Genomic DNA, 22607 nt, shown 5'->3' with positions numbered 1-22607 from the left:
GCCCAAATGAACAACGGAACTACTAAGCAAAATAGGAAGGATTTATGAAATATGTAACGAATAAGGTAATTATCTGATTTATTTTAATTTTGGAACAGAGGGGAAATCATGATTAAAAAAGTCGACCATATTGGAATTGCTGTAAAGTCTCTTGAGCAAACGCTGCCATTTTATACGGATATCCTAAAGCTTTCGTTGTTAGGGGTCGAAGAGGTTGACAGCCAAAAAGTCAAAGTGGCTTTTCTAAAAGCTGGTGAAACCAAAATAGAGCTTCTAGAACCAACCACAGAGGAAAGCCCGATTGCAGCATTTATTGCCAAACGTGGTGAAGGAATTCACCATATAGCTCTTGGTGTAACGTCCATTGAAAAAAGAATAGCTGATATTAAAGAACATGGGATCAGGATGATTGATGACCAGCCGCGATTAGGGGCTGGAGGGGCACAAATTGCTTTTATGCACCCGAAATCAACTGCTGGTGTGCTTTTTGAGCTTTGCGAGAAAAAGGGGATGAAGGAGCAATGATCGACATTTATGAAAAAATCAATGAATTGTATGATAAACGCAGGGAAGTAGAACTTGGCGGCGGGGATGAAAGAATTGATAAGCAGCATGAAAAAGGGAAATTGACAGCCCGCGAAAGAATTGACCTGCTAGTAGACAAAGGCAGTTTCATTGAATTAAATCCTTTTATTGAACACCGAACCAACGACTTTGGCTTGGATGAACAAAAGGGTCCAGGCGATGGGGTTGTAACAGGCTTTGGTAAAGTAAATGGCAGGCCGATCTACTTATTCTCACAGGACTTCACTGTTTTCGGCGGTGCATTAGGAGAAATGCATGCCAAAAAAATTGCTGCCGTTATGGATTTAGCAGCTAAAAACGGTACACCCTTTGTCGGTTTAAATGATTCCGGCGGAGCGCGCATACAAGAAGGTGTTGTATCACTTGATGGGTATGGACATATTTTTTATCGAAATGCCATATACTCAGGAGTGATTCCACAAATTTCTGTCATCATGGGACCTTGCGCAGGTGGTGCTGTCTATTCTCCAGCAATTACTGATTTTGTCTTTATGGTTGAGAAAACAAGTCAAATGTTTATTACAGGTCCAAAGGTAATTGAAACAGTAACCGGAGAAAAGATTTCCCCAGAAGACCTTGGAGGGGCAAATGTTCATAATTCTATTAGTGGCAACGCCCATTTTCAAGCCGCTACAGAAGCAGAGGTCTTGGAAAATGTGCGCAGAGTCTTGAGCTATCTTCCACAGAATAATGGAGAAAAGCCGCCGGTGCTAGAAGTGGCAGAAGAGAACGATTACCGTCCTGATTTAATGGATGTTGTCCCATTTGATGCCGTCCGCCCTTATGATGTTAGAAAGGTGATCGAACAAGTAGTTGATGGTGGCTCTTTTATGGAGATTCATCAAAACTTTGCAAAAAATATTGTTGTTGGATTTGCACGTATTAAAGGTGAATCCGTCGGACTTGTCTGCAATCAGCCAAAAGTAATGGCGGGGGGCCTGGATATTGATTCATCCGATAAAGCGGCAAGGTTTATTAGGACCTGTGATTCTTTTAATATCCCCATAATTACATTCGAGGATGTCACGGGTTTCTTCCCTGGGGTTAAACAGGAACACGGCGGAATTATTCGCCATGGGGCCAAAATTTTATTCGCTTACTCCGAAGCAACTGTGCCAAAATTGACGGTTATTTTAAGAAAAGCCTATGGCGGTGCATATGTGGCGTTAAATAGTAAATCAATTGGTGCAGACCTAGTATTTGCTTGGCCAAATGCCGAAATCGCCGTGATGGGTCCACAAGGGGCAGCTAATATTATATTCGCAAAAGAAATTAGCAGTAGTAAAAATCCTGAGCTAACAAGGCAGCAAAAAATTGAAGAGTACCGTCAAAAATTTGCGAACCCCTATGTCGCTGCAAGCAGAGGTATGGTCGATGATGTGATTGATCCCCGCGATACGAGAATAAAAATTATTCAAGCATTGGAAATGCTAAAAACAAAACAAGAGTCCCGGCCAGCCAAAAAGCATGGTAATATCCCGCTCTAAATTACCATTTATCTCTTTCATTTGATGATATAACAAATAAAGAGGTATACTGATATAAGAATAGTGGAAGCTCCTTGACCAGGGGCTTTCAGCTAGATATTAGTGAGTACATAATTGGAGGGGCATAAATGGTTAATCAGGAACGTCTTTTGAATGAATTCTTGGAGCTTGTCCAAATTGATTCAGAAACAAAATTTGAGACTGAAATTGCGAAAGTATTAAAGCAAAAGTTTACTGAATTAGGTCTCGATGTTTTTGAGGATGATACAACGGCTATTACGGGGCATGGAGCAGGTAACTTAATTTGTACACTGCCTGCTGTGAAAGAAGGAGTAGACCCTATTTATTTCTCCTGTCATATGGATACCGTTACACCTGCAAAGGGAGTTAAACCTTCCATAAAGGACGGCTATGTTGTTACAGATGGTACGACCATTCTTGGTGCTGATGATAAATCGGGTATAGCTGTGATGCTTGAAACAATCCGTCTGCTAAAGGAACAAAATATTCCACATGGTTTAATACAGTTTGTCATCTCAGTCGGTGAAGAGTCAGGCTTACATGGTGCAAAAGCAATGGATCCATCATTAATAAAAGCAAAATATGGCTATGCTCTTGACAGCGATGGCTTGGTCGGAAACGTGATTGTAGCAGCTCCTACACAAGCAAAAGTAAAAGCTGTCATCTACGGAAAAACAGCTCATGCCGGTGTAGCTCCTGAAAAAGGAGTTTCTGCGATTACAATTGCTGCGAAATCGATTTCGAGGATGCCATTAGGAAGAATCGATCAAGAAACCACTGCAAATATTGGCCGTTTTGAAGGTGGTCAAGCTACTAATATCGTTGCCGACCGTGTGGATATTTTAGCGGAAGCTCGTTCGCTTATCCCTGAAAAGATGCAGGCCCAAGTCAATAAAATGAAGGAAGCATTCGAAACCGTTGCCGAGGAAATGGGCGGCAGGGCAGAGGTCGATATCGAAGTTATGTATCCAGGTTTCAAATTTGGCGAAGGCGACCCAGTGGTAGAAATCGCGCGCAAGGCGGCGGCAAAGATTGGCCGCAGCTGTGAACTTCAACATAGCGGCGGGGGTAGTGATGCCAACGTATTTAATGGCTTTAATATTCCAACCGTAAACTTGGCTGTGGGTTATGAGGAAATTCATACCACAAATGAGCGTATGCCGGTTGAAGAATTATATAAGCTTGCTGAAATGACGATTGCCATTATCGACGTAGTAACGAATCAATAATCAAGCTATCTGAAGGAGAGCCAACTGGCCTCCTTTTTTGTGGGATAAGAAAGTATTAAAGTTTTTTCTTTGAGAATTGTCTAGCTCCAGCGCCTAGCCCCTCGAGGTCACAAGCCAATCCGTCCAAAAGGTTAAAAAGCAACCTTTCGGCCGGCTCGTCTTATGCTTGTCGGGGCTGATCAAGGCGCTTGCGCTTTTCGTAGTATAATAAAAAAGAGAACAAATGTTTTAAGGGTGTGTTCGTCATGAAGGAAATGTATCCGAAAAACGGACGAGTCATTTTACATGTAGATATGAATAGCTTTTACGCTTCTGTTGAAATGGCTTATGATCCTAAACTGAAGGGAAAGCCTCTTGCCATTGCGGGAAACGTTGAGGAGCGAAGAGGAATTATTGTCACCTGCAGCTACGAAGCGAGGAAGTTTGGTGTAAAAACAACCATGCCGCTTTGGGAAGCGAAAAAGCTTTGCCCGCAGTTAGTGGTGATGAAACCGAATTTCGAACGATACCGGGCTGCATCGACCGCCATGTTTGAAATACTTAGACAATATACGGAGCTTGTTGAACCTGTCTCGATTGATGAAGGTTACTTGGATATTACCGAAAGCTTTTCATTAGGAAGTCCAATCGAAATTGCTGAAAGTATCCAAAAAAGAATCTTACAGCAACTGGATTTACCGTGCAGTATCGGGATTGCCCCGAATAAATTTTTAGCAAAAACCGGTTCTGATATGAAAAAACCGCTGGGAATAACCATCATGCGCAAACGTGATATTCCTTCAGTACTGTGGCCCTTGAATACGAATGAAATGCATGGGGTTGGTAAAAAGACTGCGGAAAAATTACAAACAATTGGAATCCATACGATTGGCGACCTAGCTAAAGGAAATGAACTCCAACTAAAATCACTACTCGGAATTAATGGTTTACGGATAAAAGAAAGGGCAAATGGAATTGACTTTCGACTCGTTGATCCTGAATCAGTATCAGAATTTAAAAGTATCGGAAATTCCACGACGCTGCCTAGAGATATTAGCAAACAACAAGAACTGTTCCAAGTGCTTGATGGATTGGCGGAGACCGTTTCGACGAGATTAAGGCGCAAAACAGTTATGGCATCCGCTTTGGCGATTACAATCCGTTATAAAGACCGGAAGACAATTAGCAAAAGTATGAAACTTCTTAACCCGATTAATCATCACAGTGATATTTCCACGTTTGCGAAGCAGCTGTTTTTAAAGGCTTGGAATGGCGACCCTGTCCGTTTGTTAGGAATAACGGGGAATGACCTGGTTGAACAGGATCATGCCTATAAACAGCTCGATTTATTTTCTTTTGAAAAAGATGCTAAAAAAGAGCCGCTCTTAAAAACCCTTTCCAGCCTGCGTGAAAAATACGGAAAAGATATTATTGAAAGTGCCAGCACTCATAATCATGACCAGGCTGAAAATGTTGGTACGGGGACTAGCTTTAATAAGGATTTTTTACGCTCGTTTCCTGAAAATAAGAAGGAAGAGCACTAAAAAGCTCCACTTTGTTCAAAACAAAGGGAGCTTTTTCCGTTTAGAAAATTATAAAATTTTCGCTTGTGGATAACTGTTAATAAAAGGACTGTCGACGTCCAGCTCCAGCGCCTAGCCCTTCGAGGTCATAAGCCACTCAGGGAATAAAGGCAAAGAACGCCTTCTTTCCCTGAGCGTCTTATGCTTGTCAGGGCTGTTCAAGGCGCTTGCGCTTTTGTTCTATCCTGCATTATTTACAAATATCAACCTCTAAATCAGTAACAGGCCACCAGAAGAAGCCGTCTTTCTCGAGTAGTTCGTCTGCTGCCTTAGGACCCATCGTTCCGGATTCATAATTAGGAAATTCTGCTTTTGTTTTTTCCCAGACAGCTGAAATCTTATCTACAAAAGCCCAAGAGTATGCTACTTCATCCCAATGTGTGAAATTGGTAGCATCCCCTCTCATACAATCGTACAAGAGTTTCTCATATCCTTCCGGAGTATTCATTGCATGAATGCCCGTATTGGCAAAGCTTAATTTTACTTCTTGGGCATCAAGATGTCCACCCGCTTTTTTAGCGTTTAGATGCAGCGTGATACCTTCTTCCGGCTGGATGTGGATAACAAGGAGGTTCGGATTCAACATTTTTTCAGGTTGATAATATAAATTCATCGGGATGTCTTTAAATTGTACGACAATTTTCGTTGATTTAGCAGCCATCCTTTTACCCGTACGGATATAAAATGGTACACCCGCCCAACGGAAGTTATCAATCATAATCTTTCCAGCTACAAAGGTTTCGGTATTGGATTCTTTATCAACCATTGTCTCATCGCGGTATTTAGGAACTTTAACATCATCAATGGTTCCTTCACCATATTGGCCGCGGACAAAATACTGCTTTACTTCCTCACCCTCGACGGTTCTTAGGGATCTAAACACTCTAACCTTTTCAGACCTTACTTCGTCGGTGGTAAGACTGATTGGCGGTTCCATTGCAAGCAATGCCACCATTTGCATCATATGATTTTGCAGCATATCCCGAAGAGCACCACTTGTTTCATAATAACGTCCGCGCTCTTCGACCCCAAGTGTTTCACTTGAAGTAATTTGAATATTCGAAATATATCGGTTATTCCAAAGTGGTTCAAAAATAGCGTTGGCAAAACGAATTACCTCTATGTTCCGTACCATTTCTTTTCCTAAATAATGGTCAATTCGGTAGACCTCTTTTTCGGAAAAGGCACTTCTAATTTGTTTATTTAACGTCTTGGCTGATTCTAAGTCATGTCCAAATGGTTTTTCAATCACAAGGCGCTTATAACCTTTTACATCTGTGAGCCCATCTGATTTTAAGTGCAAGGCAATTGGACCAAAGAATTCCGGAGCCATCGCCAAGTAAAAGATTCGATTCCCCTCAAGGTCATAATTCTCATCAATTTGATCAGCAAACTTTTTCAATGATACGTATGAATTTGAATCTGCAACATCATGTGATTGGTAGTAAAAATGGGAAGCAAACTCATCTAGGTTCTCTTTGTTCCCTAAAGCCGAAATTACCGATTCCCTGACAGATTTCTGAAATTCGTCATTTGAAAGTGATCTTCTAGCAACACCAATCACGGCAAATTTGTCTAGCTTGTTCCGTGAAAACAATCGGTAAAGTGAAGGAAATAATTTTCGTTTGGCCAAATCTCCAGTTGCCCCAAATATCATTATTAATGAAGTCATGTTTTGCTCCACGTTTTATAACCTCTTTTCTAATAGCCTATTATGTATGGTTTGCTTTTATATAATTTATCTGTTTTTTTTAGGTTTCGCAAATATATTGAATTGCATGTAACAAAAATATTTTGTTTCGAATAATGAAGTTAGTCCTGAGTAAGCATAAAAAAAGAGTTTGTGATATAGTTATTCATAATGATATATGGAGAAGAGAGGAGCTTTTTATTTGGATTTATTTTTCTTAGGAACAGGCGCTGGGATGCCGGCAAAACTACGAAATGTTACGTCCATAGCCCTCAAATTACTTGAAGAGCGGGGGGCGGTCTGGCTATTTGATGTTGGCGAAGCAACACAGCATCAAATATTACATACCGCCATTAAACCACGGCGGATTGAAAAAATATTTATTACCCACCTTCACGGCGATCATATCTATGGGCTTCCTGGGTTGTTATCCAGCCGCTCCTTCCAAGGTGGAGAAACGGAAGTTACTGTTTATGGACCAAAAGGCATTAAAGAATATATTCAGGTTAGTCTTTCTTTAAGTCAAACGTATTTGAAATACCCATTATCTGTAATTGAAATTTCCGAAGGTATTATTTTCGAGGATGAGCAATTCACAGTGGAAGCACGGCGGTTGGACCACGGAATTCCTTCCTACGGCTATCGGATTGTTGAGAGGGACAGACCAGGTACACTGCTTGCAGACAAATTGAAGGCAGCGGGGGTACAGCCAGGACCCATTTTTAGAAAAATAAAAAATGGTGAATCGGTCACACTTGAAGACGGCAGGGTCATTGAACCGGACAAGTTTCTTGGACCTTCTCAAAAGGGGCGTATCGTCACCATCCTTGGTGACACCCGATATTGTGAAAATTCGCGGTGGCTGGCTCAGGATGCTGATTTCTTAGTACACGAAGCTACCTTTGCAAAAGGGGAGGAGCAGCTAGCATTTGACTATTTTCATTCGACAACAAGACAGGCAGCAGAGATTGCCAACCAAGCTGACTGCAAACGATTGTGTCTCACCCATATAAGCTCCAGGTATGACCGGCAGGCATGGCTGGAACTTGTTGACGAAGCACGAGAGGTTTTTCCGGAGACGGACATTGCCGAAGATTTTAAAGAATTTAATATCCCATCTAAGTAATAAAAAGTACTACCGAAAAATGTACTGCACCCCGAAAGTTAGAGTAAAATCTAACTTTTGGGGTGCATTTTTATATAGTGAAAAATTTAAGCTAATGTTAGTCCAATTAAGAGATGGGTTAAAGTTTATGAGAAATTTGGTGCCCAGGGTTAATGAGGAAGAAACATAAGGAAACTTATTCCACTCATTTCAAGCTGGATGTATTAAGATACATGGAGAGAACAGGTTCTTCAGAAACGGAAACAGCCCTTAAATGTGGGCTAACAAACCCTCCTATGATAGCTGCATGGAAGAAAGCTTATTTAGAAGGTGGTGCTGAGGCCCTCGACGAAAGGACAAACTCCCATGTCTGATAAAGCAAAGAATGGAAAAAGTAAAAACCTGCAGAAGAGAAGAAAATGACGTACGAACAAAAGTTGGAAAGAGAAAACGAACTTTTTACGGTTAGAGGTAGAACATTTAAAAAGTTGCGAGCTTTTGCAGTTGGATCCGGAAGGCTATCTCGAAAAGCACAAGAAATGTATTATGGGAAGCACTGTGCTCTTTTGAGGAATTAAAAAAGAGAATTGAAGAATATATCAATTTTTATAATAACAAGCGCATAAAGCAAAAATTGGCAGGCATGAGTCCGGTTCAATACCTCTCCATACCAGCCAATTAGCTGCTTAATATAAAACTCTAACTTTCGGGGGTCACCTCAAATTTCGGCCAGTGCTTTTCATATTAATAAATCCCCTTTTTATAGGGATTTTCCTACATTTAGTTCCGAGCTTAATGCTTTTCCCATTTTTTTTGATTGCTCAGTAGCAGCCCTTATACAAGAAATAAATGCTTGCTGTACCCCGTATTCCTCTAGAACATGGATTCCCGCTTCAGTTGTTCCGCCAGGGCTTGTCACTTCGCGCCGCAGCTGTTCAGGTGATTTTGAGGAATTCTTCACCATTTCAGCCGCACCGATAAGAGTTTGAACGATCAGTTCTTGGGCTATTTGTTTATCGAGGCCAATCTCATCTGCGCTATTTTCCATTGCTTCAATAAGATAATAAATATAGGCCGGACCACTTCCGGACAATCCGGTCACCGCATCGAGCTGCTCTTCTTCAACCAATTTTGCTAAACCAACCGTTTCAAAAAGACTCTGAATGGTTTCTAACTGCTCAGTTGTTACCCGTTCATTTACGGCAATAGCAGTAGCTGATTTTCCGACTGCTGCCGATGTGTTAGGCATCGACCGGGCTATAGAAAGTGGTTTTCTTGCTAGTGTTTCAATTGTACTCATTGATACACCTGCTAAAACCGAAACAATAAGCATGTCCTCTGTTAAATATTCGCGAATTTTGTCAACCGCACTATCTGCATCCTTTGGCTTCATCGCAAGCATAACGATATCTGCGCCTTCAAAAAGAGTATTCAACTCATACGTACTAGAGATGCCATATCGTTCCTCAAGGAGCTGCAATCTATTTTTATTGCCATGATTTGTCACCCAAATGTGTTTCTTATCAATTAGTTCATTCTCAATGATGCCTGAGATAAGGGCTTCCGCCATGGATCCAGCACCTATAATCGCAATCTTTTTCATTGTTACTCCTCCTATTGAAATGAAGTGATTATGCTTGAAGACAGCCTGTTTGTCAAGGTTAATTATAAGAATTTTTCATTTTTTCAATAAAGGTTCTTTAAAAATGACAATAAGTAAAAAAATGGCTAAAATTTAATTAATAAACTAAATAACATAATGTTCATTATTTTAAAATACATTTTTTTATCCAAGATAAGGAGTTTATTTAAATGACAGAATGGAAAGATGGAATTGCGAAGATCACATTGCCAACGCCGTTTCCAGTGGGAGATGTTAATGTCTATTTGATAAAGGGTGAGCGCTTAACACTTGTGGATGCCGGAGTAAAAACAGATGAGTGCTGGAATTCCTTTAAAAAGCAGCTTGCTGAATTAGGATTAAGCCCCAGTGATATTGAGCAAGTTGTCCTTACCCATCATCATCCTGATCATGTTGGGATGCTTGAATTTCTTTCTGATTCATTGGAGGTATTCGGACACCCCCTAAATGAACGATGGATCCATCCAACCGAAGATTTTTTTCAATTACAAGAAGAATTTTTTATAGAAACATACAGAGAGTTTGGTTTACCTGATGAATTTTTACCTTTTCTATCTAAGCTGCGTCATACTTTTAAATATTCGTGTAACCGCTCGTTGACAGGCCATTTAGTCGAGGGAATGAATCCTATCGGACTTAGTGAATGGAAGGTTTTGGAGACACCAGGTCATGCGCAAAGTCAAATTGCGCTCTTTCGAGAAAAGGATGGAATCCTGATTGCTGGTGATTTGATTTTAGCTCATATTTCACCTAATCCCTTACTAGAGCCCCCTCTGCCTGGTGAAACAGAAAGGCCGAAACCGCAGCTCCAGCATAATGATTCTATGAAAAAACTGTTATCCTACCCAATTCAATGTGTTTATACAGGTCATGGGGAGGAGGTCACTCAATTAGCTGAGCTAATTGAAAAGAGACTCACCCGGCAGCATGAACGTGCAATGACAGTGTATAGCTGGCTAAAGGAAGAACCGCTCACAGTCTTTGAAATCTGTAAACGTCTTTTTCCAACGGTCTATCAGCGTGAATTGATGTTAACGATATCGGAAAGTGTGGCCCAGCTTGACTATTTATCATCTATCGGGGAAATTATTAGTAGTACTAGTAAGCCTGTTTTCTATCAAGCAAGGGTTTAGGTAGTTAGGGCTGTAACTCTGATGGGGTGTTAAAATGGTGAGGGAACAATTGAAAGGTAAAAATATTGTCATTACAGGTGCTTCCGGCGGAATTGGCGCAGAAATTGCCAAGCTTTGTGCTGAGAGTGGCGCTAATCTTGTTTTGTTGGCACGGAGTGTGGATAAACTCGAGCAGCTTCAAATAAACTTAGAGGAATACCATCACATACGAGTTGATGTGTTCAAGCTTGATGTATCAGATACAGATCAAATTAAAGAGGTCTTTGAACAAATCTTTGAACAAATAGGCGACATTGATATTCTCGTTAATAATGCGGGATTTGGGGTGTTTCGTGAAGCCCATGAAGCCACGCTGGACGAAATGAAAGGGATGTTTAATGTTAATGTCATTGGCTTAATGGCATGCACCAGCATGGTCTTGCCGAAGATGAGGGAACGCCGCTTTGGCCATATTATTAATATTGCCTCTCAGGCAGGAAAGCTGGCGACGCCAAAGTCGAGTGTTTATTCGGCTACAAAGCATGCTGTTCTCGGCTATACAAATGCCCTAAGAATGGAGCTTGATGACTATAATGTCCAAGTGACATCGGTAAACCCGGGACCGATTGCGACTAACTTTTTTAATATTGCTGATGAACAAGGCACTTACGTGAAAAATGTGCAGAAGTTTATGCTGGAGCCTGGATATGTGGCTCAAAAAGTAGTTGATAGCATGCTGACTAAAACAAGGGAAATCAATCTACCGCGTTGGATGAACATGGGAAGCGTTGTTTATGTTCTATTCCCACGGCTGTTTGAGCGAATCGGAAAACGAGTGCTTAATTCTAAATAGCGTTGTATTAAGCTGCTTTTTCAAAAGAAGGCAGCTTTTTCATGAGATAAGAAAGTATAAAAGTTTTTGACTTTGAGAAATGTCTAGCTCCAGCGCCTAGCCCCTCGAGGTCATAAGTCAATCCGTCCAAAAGGTTAAAAAGCAACCTTTCGGCCGGCTCGTCTTATGCTTGGCTAGAGAAAGCTACTCGCTTACTGTACGCATTAAGGGCGACTAGTCTTTGACCCTGCTTTCGCCGGTCAGTCGACAAGTCGCTCTATATCGGGGCTGACCAAGGCGCTTGCGCTTTTCTTATTTCTCTTTTTTAGAAATGGTATAATGGATTAATTCTTAGATAGATAGAACTGTCTTCGGGAAGGAGTCAGGGATTTGAGTATTAAAATAAATCAAAAAATGATTAAAGATTTGTGCGGGACTGTCTCCTTTAAAAGAGGGGAGGCATTTTTTCGCTCTAATAAAGTATTGTTTGAACAATATGGACCTGAGCGGTATAAGGCAACCGTCTCCGGAACAGAGAATTTTTACGTGGTGATTGAAAAGGAAAACGATGAGCATTTTCTTTCCAGATGCAGCTGCCCTAAACTCGCATCTTTTCAAAAGGATTGTCAGCATATTGCCGCGGTTTTGTTAGCCATTCATGATTTTCAAATAAAAGGAACCAGCCCGGTTAGTTCTGCTGAGGTGAAACAAGGGGAATTGGCTGAAGGTATGCTGAATATTTTTCAAAGCAAACAAAGACGACCGAGCGGTCATCAGCTTCATTTTGAAAATAGAGCAGTTCTTGATTTGGAGTTTATTATTCAACCTATCATCGATAATATGGGATATCCTTCACTTGGAATTGAGCTGTTCATTGAACGGACTAAAGTACAGCATATCAGGAGTTTCCTTGAAGGAGTCCAATCAGGTCATTCCTGCCAGCTTTCTAGCGTGTTATTGTATGATCCCAGCCTGCATTGTTTTCAATCAGAGGCAGATTCGGTTATTCAGCATCTCATTCAGCTAATCCATGACGGGGCAGATTCTTCTGTTTTTAACAACACAGAACTGCTGCCGATTCCACCGTCTTCTTGGAAGCAGTTGCAAACTCTGTTAACGAGGGCGCCCCTCGTCAAGTTAGAACATGACGGGTTTACTTTTAATCCTCTACAAATAACAGAAGAACTGCCGCCCTTACAGTTTGAATTTTTGGAGGCTGAAACCACTGGCTATTGGTTAAAAGTAAAAGGGCTATCGCGTATGGTTGTTTTAAATGCCTATGGTTCCGTATTGTCTGCTGGTAAAATAATTAACTTAAATGCTGAGGATTGTCAGCATTTGGAAGAGATTAAACAGATGCTGGATATCTCAGGAACGAACCAAATTTTTATTCACCAAGAGCAAATAGCGCCCTTTTTCGAAAAGGTAGTTCCAGGTCTGAGAAGATTAGGTCATGTCCAGTTATCAACTACCCTTGCTAGAAAGTTTATGAAAACGCCGTTGACAGCGAAACTATACTTAGATCGGGTAAAAAATCGTCTGCTGGCCGGGCTGGAGTTTCATTATGAAAATCTCGTGATTAATCCTTTGGAAGATAACACTGTCTTTGCAGGCGTTCGGATGATCAGGGATAAAGAAAAGGAAGAGCAAATTTTAGAAGTAATGGAGGAAAGCTCTTTTGTTAAAACGGACAGCGGTTATTTTTTACACAATGAAGAATTAGAATATGAATTTCTTTACCATGTTGTCCCAAAGCTCCAAAAGCAGGTACAAATTTATGCGACGACTGCAGTAAGAAATCGAATCTTTAGAGGACCTGCCCCCCCGGCTCTCAGGGTAAGCTTGAAAAAAGAACGAACGAATTGGCTGGAATTTAAATTCGAGCTCGATGGTATTTCTCAGCAGCAAATCAAAGACGTATTAATCGCTTTAGAAGAAAAGCGTAAGTATTACCGTCTGCCGAGCGGCAGTCTTCTTTCGTTGGAGACAAGAGAGTTTGAAGAAATTCAGCGTTTCTTAAAAGAACTTCCCGTCCAGAGGGCTGAGATTGAAAACGTCTTTGAGGTTTCCATCATGCAGGGACTATCGCTGTTCGATTCGGTGGATGACAATAAGCTGCTAAGGCTGGAGGAATCATTTCAACAGTTTCTTGAAACATTAAGAAATCCCAACAGTCTAAGCTTTGAGGTGCCGGCTAGTTTGGAGGCTATTCTGCGTGACTATCAAAAACACGGTTATCGATGGATGAAGACCCTTGCCCATTATGGTTTTGGCGGAATTCTGGCGGATGATATGGGGCTTGGGAAAACACTGCAGAGTATTACGTTTATTTTATCGGAGCTTATCTCTATTCGGCAGCGAAAACAGCCGGTTCTAATCGTTTGCCCGTCCTCTTTATCCTATAACTGGTTAAATGAAATAATGAAATTTGCTCCGGAACTGCAAGCCATTGTTGTGGACGGAAATCAGCGGGAAAGGTACAGGATTCAAAGTGAGGCCATGGAAATGGATGTGGTCATCACCTCCTATCCACTGCTGCGGCGGGATATTCAATGGTATGAGAAACAATCCTTTCATACCATCTTTTTTGATGAGGCACAGGCCTTTAAAAACCCAATTACGCAAACGGCAAGGAGTGCAAAAAGACTTAGGTCCGACTATCGTTTTGCCCTCACCGGCACACCGGTTGAGAATGCACCAGAAGAATTGTGGTCGATTTTCCATGTTGTCTTTCCTGAATTATTTAAGGGATTAAGAGAATTTAGTCATCTTTCCAAGAAGAAGATCGCTCGTAGAGTGCGCCCCTTTTTGCTGCGGAGAATGAAAGAGGATGTAGCTTCTGAGCTTCCTGAAAAGCTCGAATCCCTAGAAATGGCAGAGCTTCTTCCCGACCAAAAGAAGCTGTATGCCGCTTATTTGGCGAAATTAAGGGAGGATACGTTGAAGCATCTTGATAAGGAGACGATTAGGAAAAATCGGATAAAAATTCTCGCAGGTTTAACCCGTTTGCGGCAGATTTGTTGCCATCCAGGCCTTTTTGTTGACGGTTATAAAGGGAGTTCTGCAAAATTGGATATGCTGCTCAGAATTGTGGAAGAGTCCAGGATGTCCGGGCGCAGGGTCCTGATTTTTTCACAGTTTACTAAAATGCTTGGATTAATCGGGCGAAATTTGAGCATGATGGGACTGCCTTTTTTCTACCTGGATGGTCAAACTCCCTCTCAAGAAAGAGTAGAAATCTGCCGCCGCTTTAATCAAGGTGAACGGGACTTTTTCTTGATTTCATTGAAAGCCGGCGGGACAGGCCTTAATTTGACAGGAGCTGATACCGTCATCCTGTATGATATATGGTGGAATCCTGCCGTTGAGGACCAAGCAGCCGACCGGGCCCATCGCATTGGTCAAAAAAATGTTGTCCAAGTGATTAAACTTGTTACTCGCGGGACAATTGAAGAGAAGATTAGCGAGCTCCAGGATAAAAAGCGTCACCTGATTGAAGAAATTATTCATTCTTCTGACGAAAAGGAAACTTCTCTTTTAACCGAGGAGGATATCCGTGAAATCCTTTCTTAATATACAAATGATTTGAAGCCCTTTTTTTAAAGAGGCTTCATTTTAATTCGTTAAAAATTCATAAACCACATCATTTACAACCTCATATAAATCCGCTTTGGGCTCTCCCTCTTTCAATTGAAGGATCCGTTTTGTTAACAGCTCCATATCCTGTTCGCTAATCGGGAGGGAATCCGTTTCGTAATATTGCTTAAAACAATTTTTTATCATTTTGACGACTAATTTTTTCTCCATCAACGACACCTCACCTCATTATAACGCTTTTCCCTATTGGAAACCGCTCAAAAATTTCCATTGAATACGAACGCATATTCGCTTAAAATATGAATAGACTAAAGAACGAGTGTTCGATACTTAAATTGTGAGGGAAAAGTCATGATTGATTACAGCGCAATGCCGAAAAATAAAATTTTATGTGTGGACATGAAGAGTTTTTATGCAAGCTGTTCCGCTGTTATGGAAGGTCTTGACCCTTTGAATTGTTATTTAGCCGTTGTGGGTGAGAAAAAGCGGCAAGGGAGTATCGTGCTTGCGGCTTCGCCTCGCTTAAAAAAGGAATTTGGCATCAAGACGGGTTCACGTCTGTTTGAAATACCAGATGACCCCAAGATTAAAATTGTCGAGCCCAAAATGGCCACTTATTTACGGATTTCAACTGAAATTACCCGTGTATTTAACCGCTATGTTCCAAAAGAAGCCATCCACGTCTATAGTGTTGATGAAAGCTTTATTAGAGTGGATGGTGCCGCTCATTTGTGGGGCGATGCCTGTACCATTGCCGAAAAAATAAAAAAAGATATTGAGCGGGAATTCCAGCTGCCATCTGCCATTGGAATTGGACCGAATATGTTATTAGCAAAGCTTTGCCTTGACCTTGATGCTAAGAAAAAAGGGGTGGCGGAATGGACATATGAGGATGTTCAGACAAAACTTTGGAACGTGTCACCACTGCGAGAAATGTGGGGGATCGGCAGACGTGTTGAAAAAACGTTAAATAGCATGGGCATTTTCACCGTTGGCCAATTAGCCCGTTATGATTTAAAAAAGCTGGAAAAGAAATTCGGGATTATGGGAAACCAGCTTTATTATCATGCTTGGGGAGTAGATCTATCTGATTTAGGAGCACCCATTATCGAAGGGCAAATCAGCTTTGGAAAAAGTCAAATTTTGTTAAGAGATTATAAAGAGGAAGAAGAGATTAAGTCTGTCATGTTAGAAATATGTGAAGAGGTCGCCAGAAGAGCACGTACCCATCGGAAAGCGGGAAGAACGATTAGTCTTGGAGTGGGTTATAGCCAAGATGAATTTGGCGGCGGCTTTCATCGTTCCCGAACCATCGGACAGCCAACAAATGTAACAATGGAGCTTTACCGTATCTGTCTCGAATTATTTAACGAACATTATAGTGGAAAAACGGTAAGGCAAATTTCAATCGCGATTGGAAATATGGTCGACGACCGGGAACTGCAGCTTGATTTGTTTGACATGGGGGCGTCTAAGCGGCGGGAGCTCGGGTATGTGGTGGATTCAATCCGCAGGCGTTTTGGGTCAGGTTCTTTGCTCCGGGCTGTTTCCTATACGGCTGCCGGAACGGCTAAACATCGAGCGAGATTGGTTGGGGGACATAAAATGTAATGAAAGAAGGAATACCTATGATTCGTGACCGCGGGAAAATCAAATGGACGTCCATGATGCTTCCTGAACACGTCAAATTACTTAGGGATTGGGTAAAAGAAGATCGATACGAGCAGAAAAGGGAAATGGATGAGCAGCAGCTGGAGCTTATGAACGAAACCTTGTCCGAAGCAATTGAGTTTAACCAGTTTGTTACGATTACCCATTATCGGAATCAAAACTATGAAATGGTAATTGGTAAAATCCATTATTGGGATCCATTAACGCAAAAGCTTCATGTGGTAGACAGTTTTGAAGAGGTACACCGAATACGGATTCCCGATATTGCTGATATTCGGTTAACTGATATGTAACATATAAGAAAAGCGCAAGCGCCTTGGTCAGCCCCGATATAGGGCGGCTTGTCTTGTGACCTCGAGGGCTAGACGCTGGAGCTAGACAATTCTCAAAGTCAAAAACTTTTATACTTGCTTATCTAATAAAAAGAGCGGCTTAGCAAAAAAGCCGCTCCAATTATCTATTCTTCCTTATTCACTCTAACTTGTGATTCAAACTTTCCCTTGTGAGAGCCGTCGCAGAATGGTTTATTATTAGATAAACAACAGCGGCAAAGAGAAAAGGATGGCTTAATAGAATAAACATTGCCTTCGCCATCAAGTAATTCCACATCACCGGTAATTCTCAGTGAACCATTATCATTGACCTTTATTTGAACCTTTGACATGTTAAACACCCCTTATAAAAATGTCGCCTTAACAATGAGAATAAATGGAATTACAAGGAAAGGCAACCAGAATATAGTCAGAAGTTTTAACTTGGAAGTGCATGGTCAACATATTTTTGCAAAAATTCATCAATTGCACGTTCATAATCCGCGCGATTTTCATTGAAAGACTGGGCATGACGTCCATTTTCCGCAATATAAAGCATTTTTGGACCTTTTTTTTGCTCAAATAAATCTTTTGACATAGAAGGCAAAATAAAATCATCTTTTTTACTATGGATAAACAATACGGGGTGTTTAATATTTTCAATCACCGCAATCGGAGAAACATGCCGTATCGAATATTTGTCGCGCAGGCGTAAAAATGCATCCCCAATTGGCAGCAAGAGGCCCGGGATGATTTTAAAGTCTTTTTTTATAAGATAGGCAAGCTGATCCTTGAAATCAGAAAATGGACAATCAACAATGTAAAAATCTGCCCCATCCTCTAATAGTCCGGCATACAAAAGCACTGTTGCCGCACCCATGGATTCACCGTGAATTCCAAGTTCAAGGCGAGGGCCTATCTCTGTTTTTAGCCAATCCACAACGGTTTTTAAATCGAACTTTTCATAGTGGCCAAAACTAGTTGTTTTTCCACCCGATTCACCGTGGCGGCGGTGGTCGTATATTAAGGTGTTAAAGCCGCGCTCTAAGAAAAGGTTTGCATATTTAATCGAGTTAATTTTGGTCTCCGTTACACCATGGGAAATAATCACATAACGATTCGTATCGTGCGGTTCAACAAGCAGTGCTTTAATCGTATATCCAAATGGAGAGGGAATGTCGACATCACGCTTTGGAAGTGACTCAAATTCTTTGGGATTATATCTTCCAGCTTCCTTTTCCCGCCTTAAAATTAATTCCTCGTCCTTCTTTTTCATATACATCAGACGGTTTGTAAAATACAAACCGAGAGATACCCAGAAAAACAACAAAACAAACAAAGCCCGGAATGCCTTTTTCATATTGGCACCTCCCACAGGAATAAAGATAGTGTTAAAATATGTAAAAAACTATACAGTGCCCATAAATTAACAGATTTAATTTTAACATAGAAAAAGCCGCTGACACCAAAACGCGGCTTTAGGTATTAAATTAGGAGTCCACTTTTCTATTTTTCTATTGTCCAGCTCCAGTACCAAGGGGCTCGTAGGTCTAAGCCCCTGTTCAAGGTGATTCCGCTATTCCTATTGTTCAGAATTTTGTCTTTTGGTAGGGTGAAGGGCTTTTTCAAGCTCTTCAGCAGCAATCATCCGTTTGCCGCCGCCAGCTGTATCCGCATAGTTTTTCCCGCTTTGACTGTTACCTTTCTCACGCTTCTGGCTCATGTTCAGTCCCCCTTCATGGTAGTCTCAATTATTAAGATGGTTGATGAGGTGACTGATTATTCATAGGAAAAGAATCTAAACAGTATGGGCGTGAAGGCGGTAATAGCCGGTTTCAATTTTTCTTGATAAATAAGGGATGACAACTTCAATGGCAGCGATTAATTTATCAAGGTCAACACCTGTTGCAATTCCCATTCTTTCAAGCATGTAAACAACGTCCTCGGTAGCAGCGTTTCCTGCAGCACCCGGAGCAAACGGGCAGCCGCCCAAACCGCCAGCAGATGTGTCAAACCGGTCAATTCCTGCTTGGAGGGCAGCTAGAATATTGGCAAGGGCAAGCTTGCGCGTATCATGAAAATGGGCGGTAATAAGAATTTCAGGGAAATTAGCTTTTAATTGGGAAAACAGAGAAAAAGATTCATTAGGTGCTGCCATACCAATCGTATCGGCTACACTTAATTCATCGACACCGGCAAGAACAAATTCACGGCAAAGCTCTAGGGTGTTTTTCTCACCGATTTTTCCTTCGTAGGGGCAATAGAAGGCCGTAGAAATACAGGCCCGGACAAAATAATTCTTTTCTTTTAATTCACGAATAATCGGCTTTAATTCCGTCATACTGTCCCGTGTTGTTTTATTGATATTTTTTAAATTAAAAGTATTGCTAACGCCAACAAACACGGCAACTGCTTGGCATTCGGTCGAGTAAACCCGATCAACTCCTCTCCGATTAGGGGCGAGAACGATGTTTCGCGTTTTCTCATCAAGACAATCGGCTGTAATTTCAGGAGCATCTCCCATTTGCGGCACCCATTTCGGTGATACGAACGAAGTCAGCTCCATTTCCTTTAGTCCGGCACTCTTCAAATTAGCAATAAATTGTTTTTTGATGTCAGTTGGGACTATTAACTTCTCATTTTGAAGCCCATCACGAGGTCCTACTTCGATGATCGTCACGTTTTTAGGTAAATTAAACATCATTTTCATCCTCCAATCTTCATACTTTCATTGTAGAGGTGTTATTTTCAGAAAAGCAACAGTTAATGGAATTTTGACAAAATTAGAGGAATTTCTTTCGAAAAGTAGAATTAATAAAAGGTCAAGGGGCAGCAAAAATATTTGGCCAATTTGAAACCTAAATCAAAGGGAGAGAGAAAAGGATGAAGAAAATTTGTACTTCCTTCCAGGAGGCGGTTGCTGATATCCAGGATGGGGCAACATTAATGGTCGGTGGATTTGGTTTATGCGGCATCCCAGAAAATTTAATTTTAGCCTTAGCTGAAAAAGGTGTTAAGGATTTAACCGTCATTTCCAATAACTGTGGGATTGATGAATGGGGCTTAGGATTACTATTAAATAATAAACAAATAAAAAAGATGATAGGCTCCTATGTTGGTGAAAATAAAGAATTTGAGAGACAGGTTCTAACAGGGGAACTGGAAGTAGAATTAACCCCTCAAGGAACATTGGCAGAAAAAATACGAGCCGGCGGTGCCGGGATTCCAGCCTTTTATACGCCTGCAGGGGTAGGAACACCAATTGCCGAGGGGAAAGATACAAAGTTGTTTAATGGCCGTGAATATCTGTTAGAAGAGGCGCTGACAGCTGATTTTAGCCTTGTAAGGGCATGGAAAGGCGATAAGATGGGAAACCTTGTTTATCACAAAACAGCCCGAAACTTTAATCCCATGATTGCAGCAGCTGGAAAAGTAACGATCGCAGAAGTGGAAGCGCTTTACGAAATAGGTGAATTAGATCCTAATTTTATTCATACACCAAGTATTTATGTTCAAACAATTATTGAAGGGAAACAGGAAAAACGGATTGAAAGATTAACCGTACAAAAATAAAGTGGGGGAAGGGAGCAACTAGCTATGGCAAATGATAAAGCCAACGTCAGAGAAAGAATTGCAATTAGAGCAGAAAAGGAAATAGAGAATGGCTTTTATGTCAATCTTGGTATCGGTATGCCAACCCTCGTTGCAAACTATATTTCAGACAATAAGCAAGTGGTATTACAATCAGAAAATGGTCTTCTCGGCATAGGCCCTTATCCTCGTAAAGAAGATGTGGACCCTGATTTAATCAATGCTGGGAAAGAGACCGTCACCGCGATTAGCGGGGCAGCTTATTTTGATAGTGCTGAATCGTTTGCAATGATTCGCGGGGGACATGTCAATTTGGCGATTCTCGGCGGGATGGAAGTTTCGGAACAAGGGGATTTAGCCAACTGGATGATTCCAGGAAAAATGATTAAAGGGATGGGTGGTGCAATGGACCTAGTCCATGGAGCCCGGAAAATCATCGTCATTATGGAGCACGTCAATAAAAAAGGCGAATCAAAAATATTAAAACAATGCACATTGCCGCTAACCGGAAAAGGGGTTGTGAATCGAATTATCACGGAGCGTGCGGTGATGGATGTTACAGATTCTGGATTAAGACTTGTGGAAGTGGCAAGCGGGTATACAGTTGAGGAGGTTGTTAATTCAACAGAGGCCGTCTTGTTGGTAGATGAAAATGTTAAATTAGAGGCTTATTAATTGTCAAAGCAGGCTGAGAAAACTCAGCCTGTTTTTTATACAATGTGTGTTTTTGTGAAGTGGTATAATAGAATAGGATTTTAATTATGGAGGAGTTTAGAATGAAAAAACTAAAAAGACAACTCAATCAATCTAAACCAAAAAAGGAAGATACCGCAGTAACACTCAAAGATTGGATTAATCCGGACTTAATGAAGCAGCTTAAAGAGCAGCAAGATCAGTTAAAGGCTGAAGAAGATAGAAAAAAAGCAGAGGAAGAACAACGGAAACGGGAAGAACGAAGATTAAAAGAAAAGAACAAATCATTTGAGGAACTACTAAACGAAAGTGGTATGAACTGGAAGGAATTTAAATAGACGGGAGAGCGAAAGCTCCCCTGTTTATCTGTGTTCCCTATAAACACTAGGCTTTGTAACCTCTTTAATGAACAATACTTCCTCTTTGGTCAGAGGGTTACTACTTATCGCAGCAGAATTACTCCTAATCTGTTCTGGGTTGCTCGCTCCAACAACAACCGAAGCCACGGCAGGGTTTGCCAAATTATATTGTAGAGCGACCTCTGTAAATGACCGAGCAGAAGCGACTTTTTCTTTTAAACTAGGCAAAATTTCTGATAAGTCTTCGTAACTGTAATCCAGATAGCCTTTTTCGGTTGCCTTGCTTAGCAGCTTGTCGCTTAACAGCCCTTTAGCAAGCGGCCCGCGTGTCACAACGCTTATCCCATGTTCATGTAAAAGTGGTAAAGTTTCTTCTTCTGGTCGTCGGTCTAATATGCTGTATTGCATCATAACCGACACGATACTAGATTTTTTTATATATTCGCGGATGACATTAGGTCGAATAGATGAGATGCCATAGCAGCGAATAAATCCTTCTGCTTTTAATTCTTCAAAAGCTTCAATGGTTTCTTCAATGGGGTCTTCAATTGTACCGCCATGTAGTTGATATAAATCGATATAGTCAGTTCCTAGACGCTTTAAACTGTTTTTTACTTCTTCCTTAATATAAGCTTTAGATGGATCCCAGGTCCAGCCAGTTTGATCCCAGTTCGGGCGGTTTCCTACCTTTGTTGCAAGAACGACCTGCTCACGGACAGGTTTTAAAGCCTGGCCGACAATTCTTTCATTTTCACCAAAATCATAGAGATCAGCGGTATCAAAATAATTAATCCCTTCTTCAAGTGCCGCCTCGATAATCTTTCTGGCTGCTTTTTCCTCTGTGCCGATGGACATACAGCCGAGCCCCAATTCCGTAACATACAAATCTGAATGACCTAGTTTTCTTTTTTTCAAAAGTAGCCCCCCTGTCCTTTCTCTACTATTTTATTAAAGAAAAGGGCAGACTACAAATCGAAGCTACTTTTTTTGTGAAATATCCTGAACCCATTCACTGACTAATACATAATCCTTGTTATATTCCTTTAACTTCTGCAGAATTTCCCAGGTCTTGCCGACAAGAATAATTCCTTGCTCATGGATATAGACTTTCATTACCTAA

The 22607-nt window shown here is 41.1% G+C and carries 23 protein-coding genes and 1 pseudogene; 15 read left to right on the top strand and 9 right to left on the bottom strand.

Annotation, left to right across the window (positions count from 1 at the left end):
* The first annotated feature begins 108 nt into the window (after positions 1-108).
* The 4 genes from mce to M3226_RS02125 all read left to right on the top strand — a co-directional run bounded on the left by mce (position 109) and on the right by M3226_RS02125 (position 4845).
* On the top strand, positions 109-525 hold the full coding sequence (gene mce, locus M3226_RS02140) for a methylmalonyl-CoA epimerase (RefSeq protein ID WP_251562113.1): 417 nt from the start codon (positions 109-111) through the stop codon (positions 523-525).
* Positions 522-2072, top strand: a complete 1551-nt coding sequence (locus M3226_RS02135) for an acyl-CoA carboxylase subunit beta (protein WP_251562111.1) — start codon at positions 522-524, stop codon at positions 2070-2072. Before mce ends, M3226_RS02135 begins: the two co-directional genes overlap by 4 nt.
* Positions 2073-2200: 128 nt before the next feature.
* Positions 2201-3322: a tripeptidase T gene (locus M3226_RS02130; RefSeq protein ID WP_251562109.1), complete on the top strand. Its 1122-nt coding sequence runs from the start codon at positions 2201-2203 to the stop codon at positions 3320-3322.
* Positions 3323-3567: 245 nt separating this feature from the next.
* The gene (locus M3226_RS02125) at positions 3568-4845 is read left to right on the top strand and encodes a DNA polymerase IV (protein ID WP_251562107.1); all 1278 of its coding nucleotides are present in this window, start codon (positions 3568-3570) and stop codon (positions 4843-4845) included.
* A 229-nt stretch (positions 4846-5074) separates the two neighbouring features.
* Here the strand turns inward: M3226_RS02125 and zwf are convergent, their stop codons facing one another.
* Positions 5075-6541, bottom strand: a complete 1467-nt coding sequence (gene zwf, locus M3226_RS02120) for a glucose-6-phosphate dehydrogenase (protein ID WP_251562357.1) — start codon at positions 6539-6541, stop codon at positions 5075-5077.
* Positions 6542-6776: 235 nt separating this feature from the next.
* On the opposite strand from zwf, the gene rnz reads away from it, so the two are divergent.
* From rnz to M3226_RS02105, 3 genes and pseudogenes are all read left to right on the top strand, one after another.
* Positions 6777-7700 carry a ribonuclease Z gene (gene rnz, locus M3226_RS02115; RefSeq protein WP_251562106.1) on the top strand — a complete coding sequence of 308 codons (924 nt, stop codon included), beginning with the start codon at positions 6777-6779 and terminating at the stop codon, positions 7698-7700.
* 152 nt (positions 7701-7852) lie between these two features.
* Positions 7853-8053 carry a helix-turn-helix domain-containing protein gene (locus M3226_RS02110; RefSeq protein WP_251562104.1) on the top strand — a complete coding sequence of 67 codons (201 nt, stop codon included), beginning with the start codon at positions 7853-7855 and terminating at the stop codon, positions 8051-8053.
* Between the two features lie 188 nt (positions 8054-8241).
* Positions 8242-8361, top strand: a pseudogene (locus tag M3226_RS02105) (IS3 family transposase); the annotation flags it as partial.
* A gap of 78 nt (positions 8362-8439) precedes the next feature.
* Here the strand turns inward: M3226_RS02105 and proC are convergent.
* A complete protein-coding gene (gene proC / locus M3226_RS02100) occupies positions 8440-9282 on the bottom strand; it encodes a pyrroline-5-carboxylate reductase (RefSeq protein ID WP_251562102.1) in 843 nt (280 codons plus the stop codon).
* A gap of 209 nt (positions 9283-9491) precedes the next feature.
* Between proC and M3226_RS02095 the strand changes: the two genes are divergently transcribed.
* From M3226_RS02095 to M3226_RS02085, 3 genes are all read left to right on the top strand, one after another.
* Positions 9492-10454 carry an MBL fold metallo-hydrolase gene (locus M3226_RS02095; RefSeq protein ID WP_251562100.1) on the top strand — a complete coding sequence of 321 codons (963 nt, stop codon included), beginning with the start codon at positions 9492-9494 and terminating at the stop codon, positions 10452-10454.
* A gap of 34 nt (positions 10455-10488) precedes the next feature.
* Positions 10489-11286 carry an SDR family NAD(P)-dependent oxidoreductase gene (locus tag M3226_RS02090; protein ID WP_251562099.1) on the top strand — a complete coding sequence of 266 codons (798 nt, stop codon included), beginning with the start codon at positions 10489-10491 and terminating at the stop codon, positions 11284-11286.
* Positions 11287-11655: 369 nt separating this feature from the next.
* A complete protein-coding gene (locus tag M3226_RS02085; protein ID WP_251562097.1) occupies positions 11656-14838 on the top strand; it encodes a DEAD/DEAH box helicase in 3183 nt (1060 codons plus the stop codon).
* Positions 14839-14880: 42 nt separating this feature from the next.
* Here M3226_RS02085 and M3226_RS02080 read toward each other — a convergent pair whose 3' ends face one another.
* Entirely contained in the window at positions 14881-15072 is a 192-nt protein-coding gene (locus tag M3226_RS02080) for a YqzH family protein (RefSeq protein ID WP_251562095.1), read from the bottom strand.
* Between the two features lie 141 nt (positions 15073-15213).
* Between M3226_RS02080 and M3226_RS02075 the strand changes: the two genes are divergently transcribed.
* Positions 15214-16473 (top strand): Y-family DNA polymerase, encoded by a 1260-nt coding sequence (locus M3226_RS02075; RefSeq protein WP_251562093.1) that lies wholly within the window; start codon positions 15214-15216, stop codon positions 16471-16473.
* Between the two features lie 17 nt (positions 16474-16490).
* Positions 16491-16826 (top strand): YolD-like family protein, encoded by a 336-nt coding sequence (locus tag M3226_RS02070; RefSeq protein ID WP_251562354.1) that lies wholly within the window; start codon positions 16491-16493, stop codon positions 16824-16826.
* A gap of 164 nt (positions 16827-16990) precedes the next feature.
* Here M3226_RS02070 and M3226_RS02065 read toward each other — a convergent pair whose 3' ends face one another.
* The 4 genes from M3226_RS02065 to M3226_RS02050 form a co-directional block, all read right to left on the bottom strand.
* Positions 16991-17197, bottom strand: a complete 207-nt coding sequence (locus M3226_RS02065) for a CDGSH iron-sulfur domain-containing protein (RefSeq protein ID WP_251562091.1) — start codon at positions 17195-17197, stop codon at positions 16991-16993.
* A gap of 86 nt (positions 17198-17283) precedes the next feature.
* The gene (locus M3226_RS02060) at positions 17284-18204 is read right to left on the bottom strand and encodes an alpha/beta hydrolase (RefSeq protein ID WP_251562089.1); all 921 of its coding nucleotides are present in this window, start codon (positions 18202-18204) and stop codon (positions 17284-17286) included.
* A 222-nt stretch (positions 18205-18426) separates the two neighbouring features.
* Entirely contained in the window at positions 18427-18567 is a 141-nt protein-coding gene (locus M3226_RS02055; RefSeq protein ID WP_176541399.1) for a hypothetical protein, read from the bottom strand.
* Positions 18568-18642: 75 nt separating this feature from the next.
* Positions 18643-19548 carry a hydroxymethylglutaryl-CoA lyase gene (locus M3226_RS02050; RefSeq protein ID WP_251562087.1) on the bottom strand — a complete coding sequence of 302 codons (906 nt, stop codon included), beginning with the start codon at positions 19546-19548 and terminating at the stop codon, positions 18643-18645.
* A 179-nt stretch (positions 19549-19727) separates the two neighbouring features.
* Here M3226_RS02050 and M3226_RS02045 point away from each other — a divergent pair, with 179 nt between their 5' ends.
* From M3226_RS02045 to M3226_RS02035, 3 genes are all read left to right on the top strand, one after another.
* Positions 19728-20417, top strand: a complete 690-nt coding sequence (locus tag M3226_RS02045; RefSeq protein WP_098532460.1) for a CoA transferase subunit A — start codon at positions 19728-19730, stop codon at positions 20415-20417.
* A 24-nt stretch (positions 20418-20441) separates the two neighbouring features.
* Positions 20442-21110, top strand: a complete 669-nt coding sequence (locus tag M3226_RS02040) for a CoA transferase subunit B (RefSeq protein ID WP_251562085.1) — start codon at positions 20442-20444, stop codon at positions 21108-21110.
* A 101-nt stretch (positions 21111-21211) separates the two neighbouring features.
* Positions 21212-21466, top strand: a complete 255-nt coding sequence (locus M3226_RS02035; RefSeq protein ID WP_251562083.1) for a YqkE family protein — start codon at positions 21212-21214, stop codon at positions 21464-21466.
* A 24-nt stretch (positions 21467-21490) separates the two neighbouring features.
* Here M3226_RS02035 and M3226_RS02030 read toward each other — a convergent pair whose 3' ends face one another.
* Positions 21491-22402 carry an aldo/keto reductase gene (locus tag M3226_RS02030; RefSeq protein ID WP_251562081.1) on the bottom strand — a complete coding sequence of 304 codons (912 nt, stop codon included), beginning with the start codon at positions 22400-22402 and terminating at the stop codon, positions 21491-21493.
* A gap of 63 nt (positions 22403-22465) precedes the next feature.
* On the bottom strand, positions 22466-22600 hold the full coding sequence (mciZ, locus tag M3226_RS02025) for a Z-ring formation inhibitor MciZ (RefSeq protein WP_251562079.1): 135 nt from the start codon (positions 22598-22600) through the stop codon (positions 22466-22468).
* Positions 22601-22607 lie beyond the last annotated feature (7 nt).

Source organism: Neobacillus cucumis (assembly GCF_023715505.1).
This window is presented reverse-complemented; position numbering and strand designations above follow the sequence as displayed.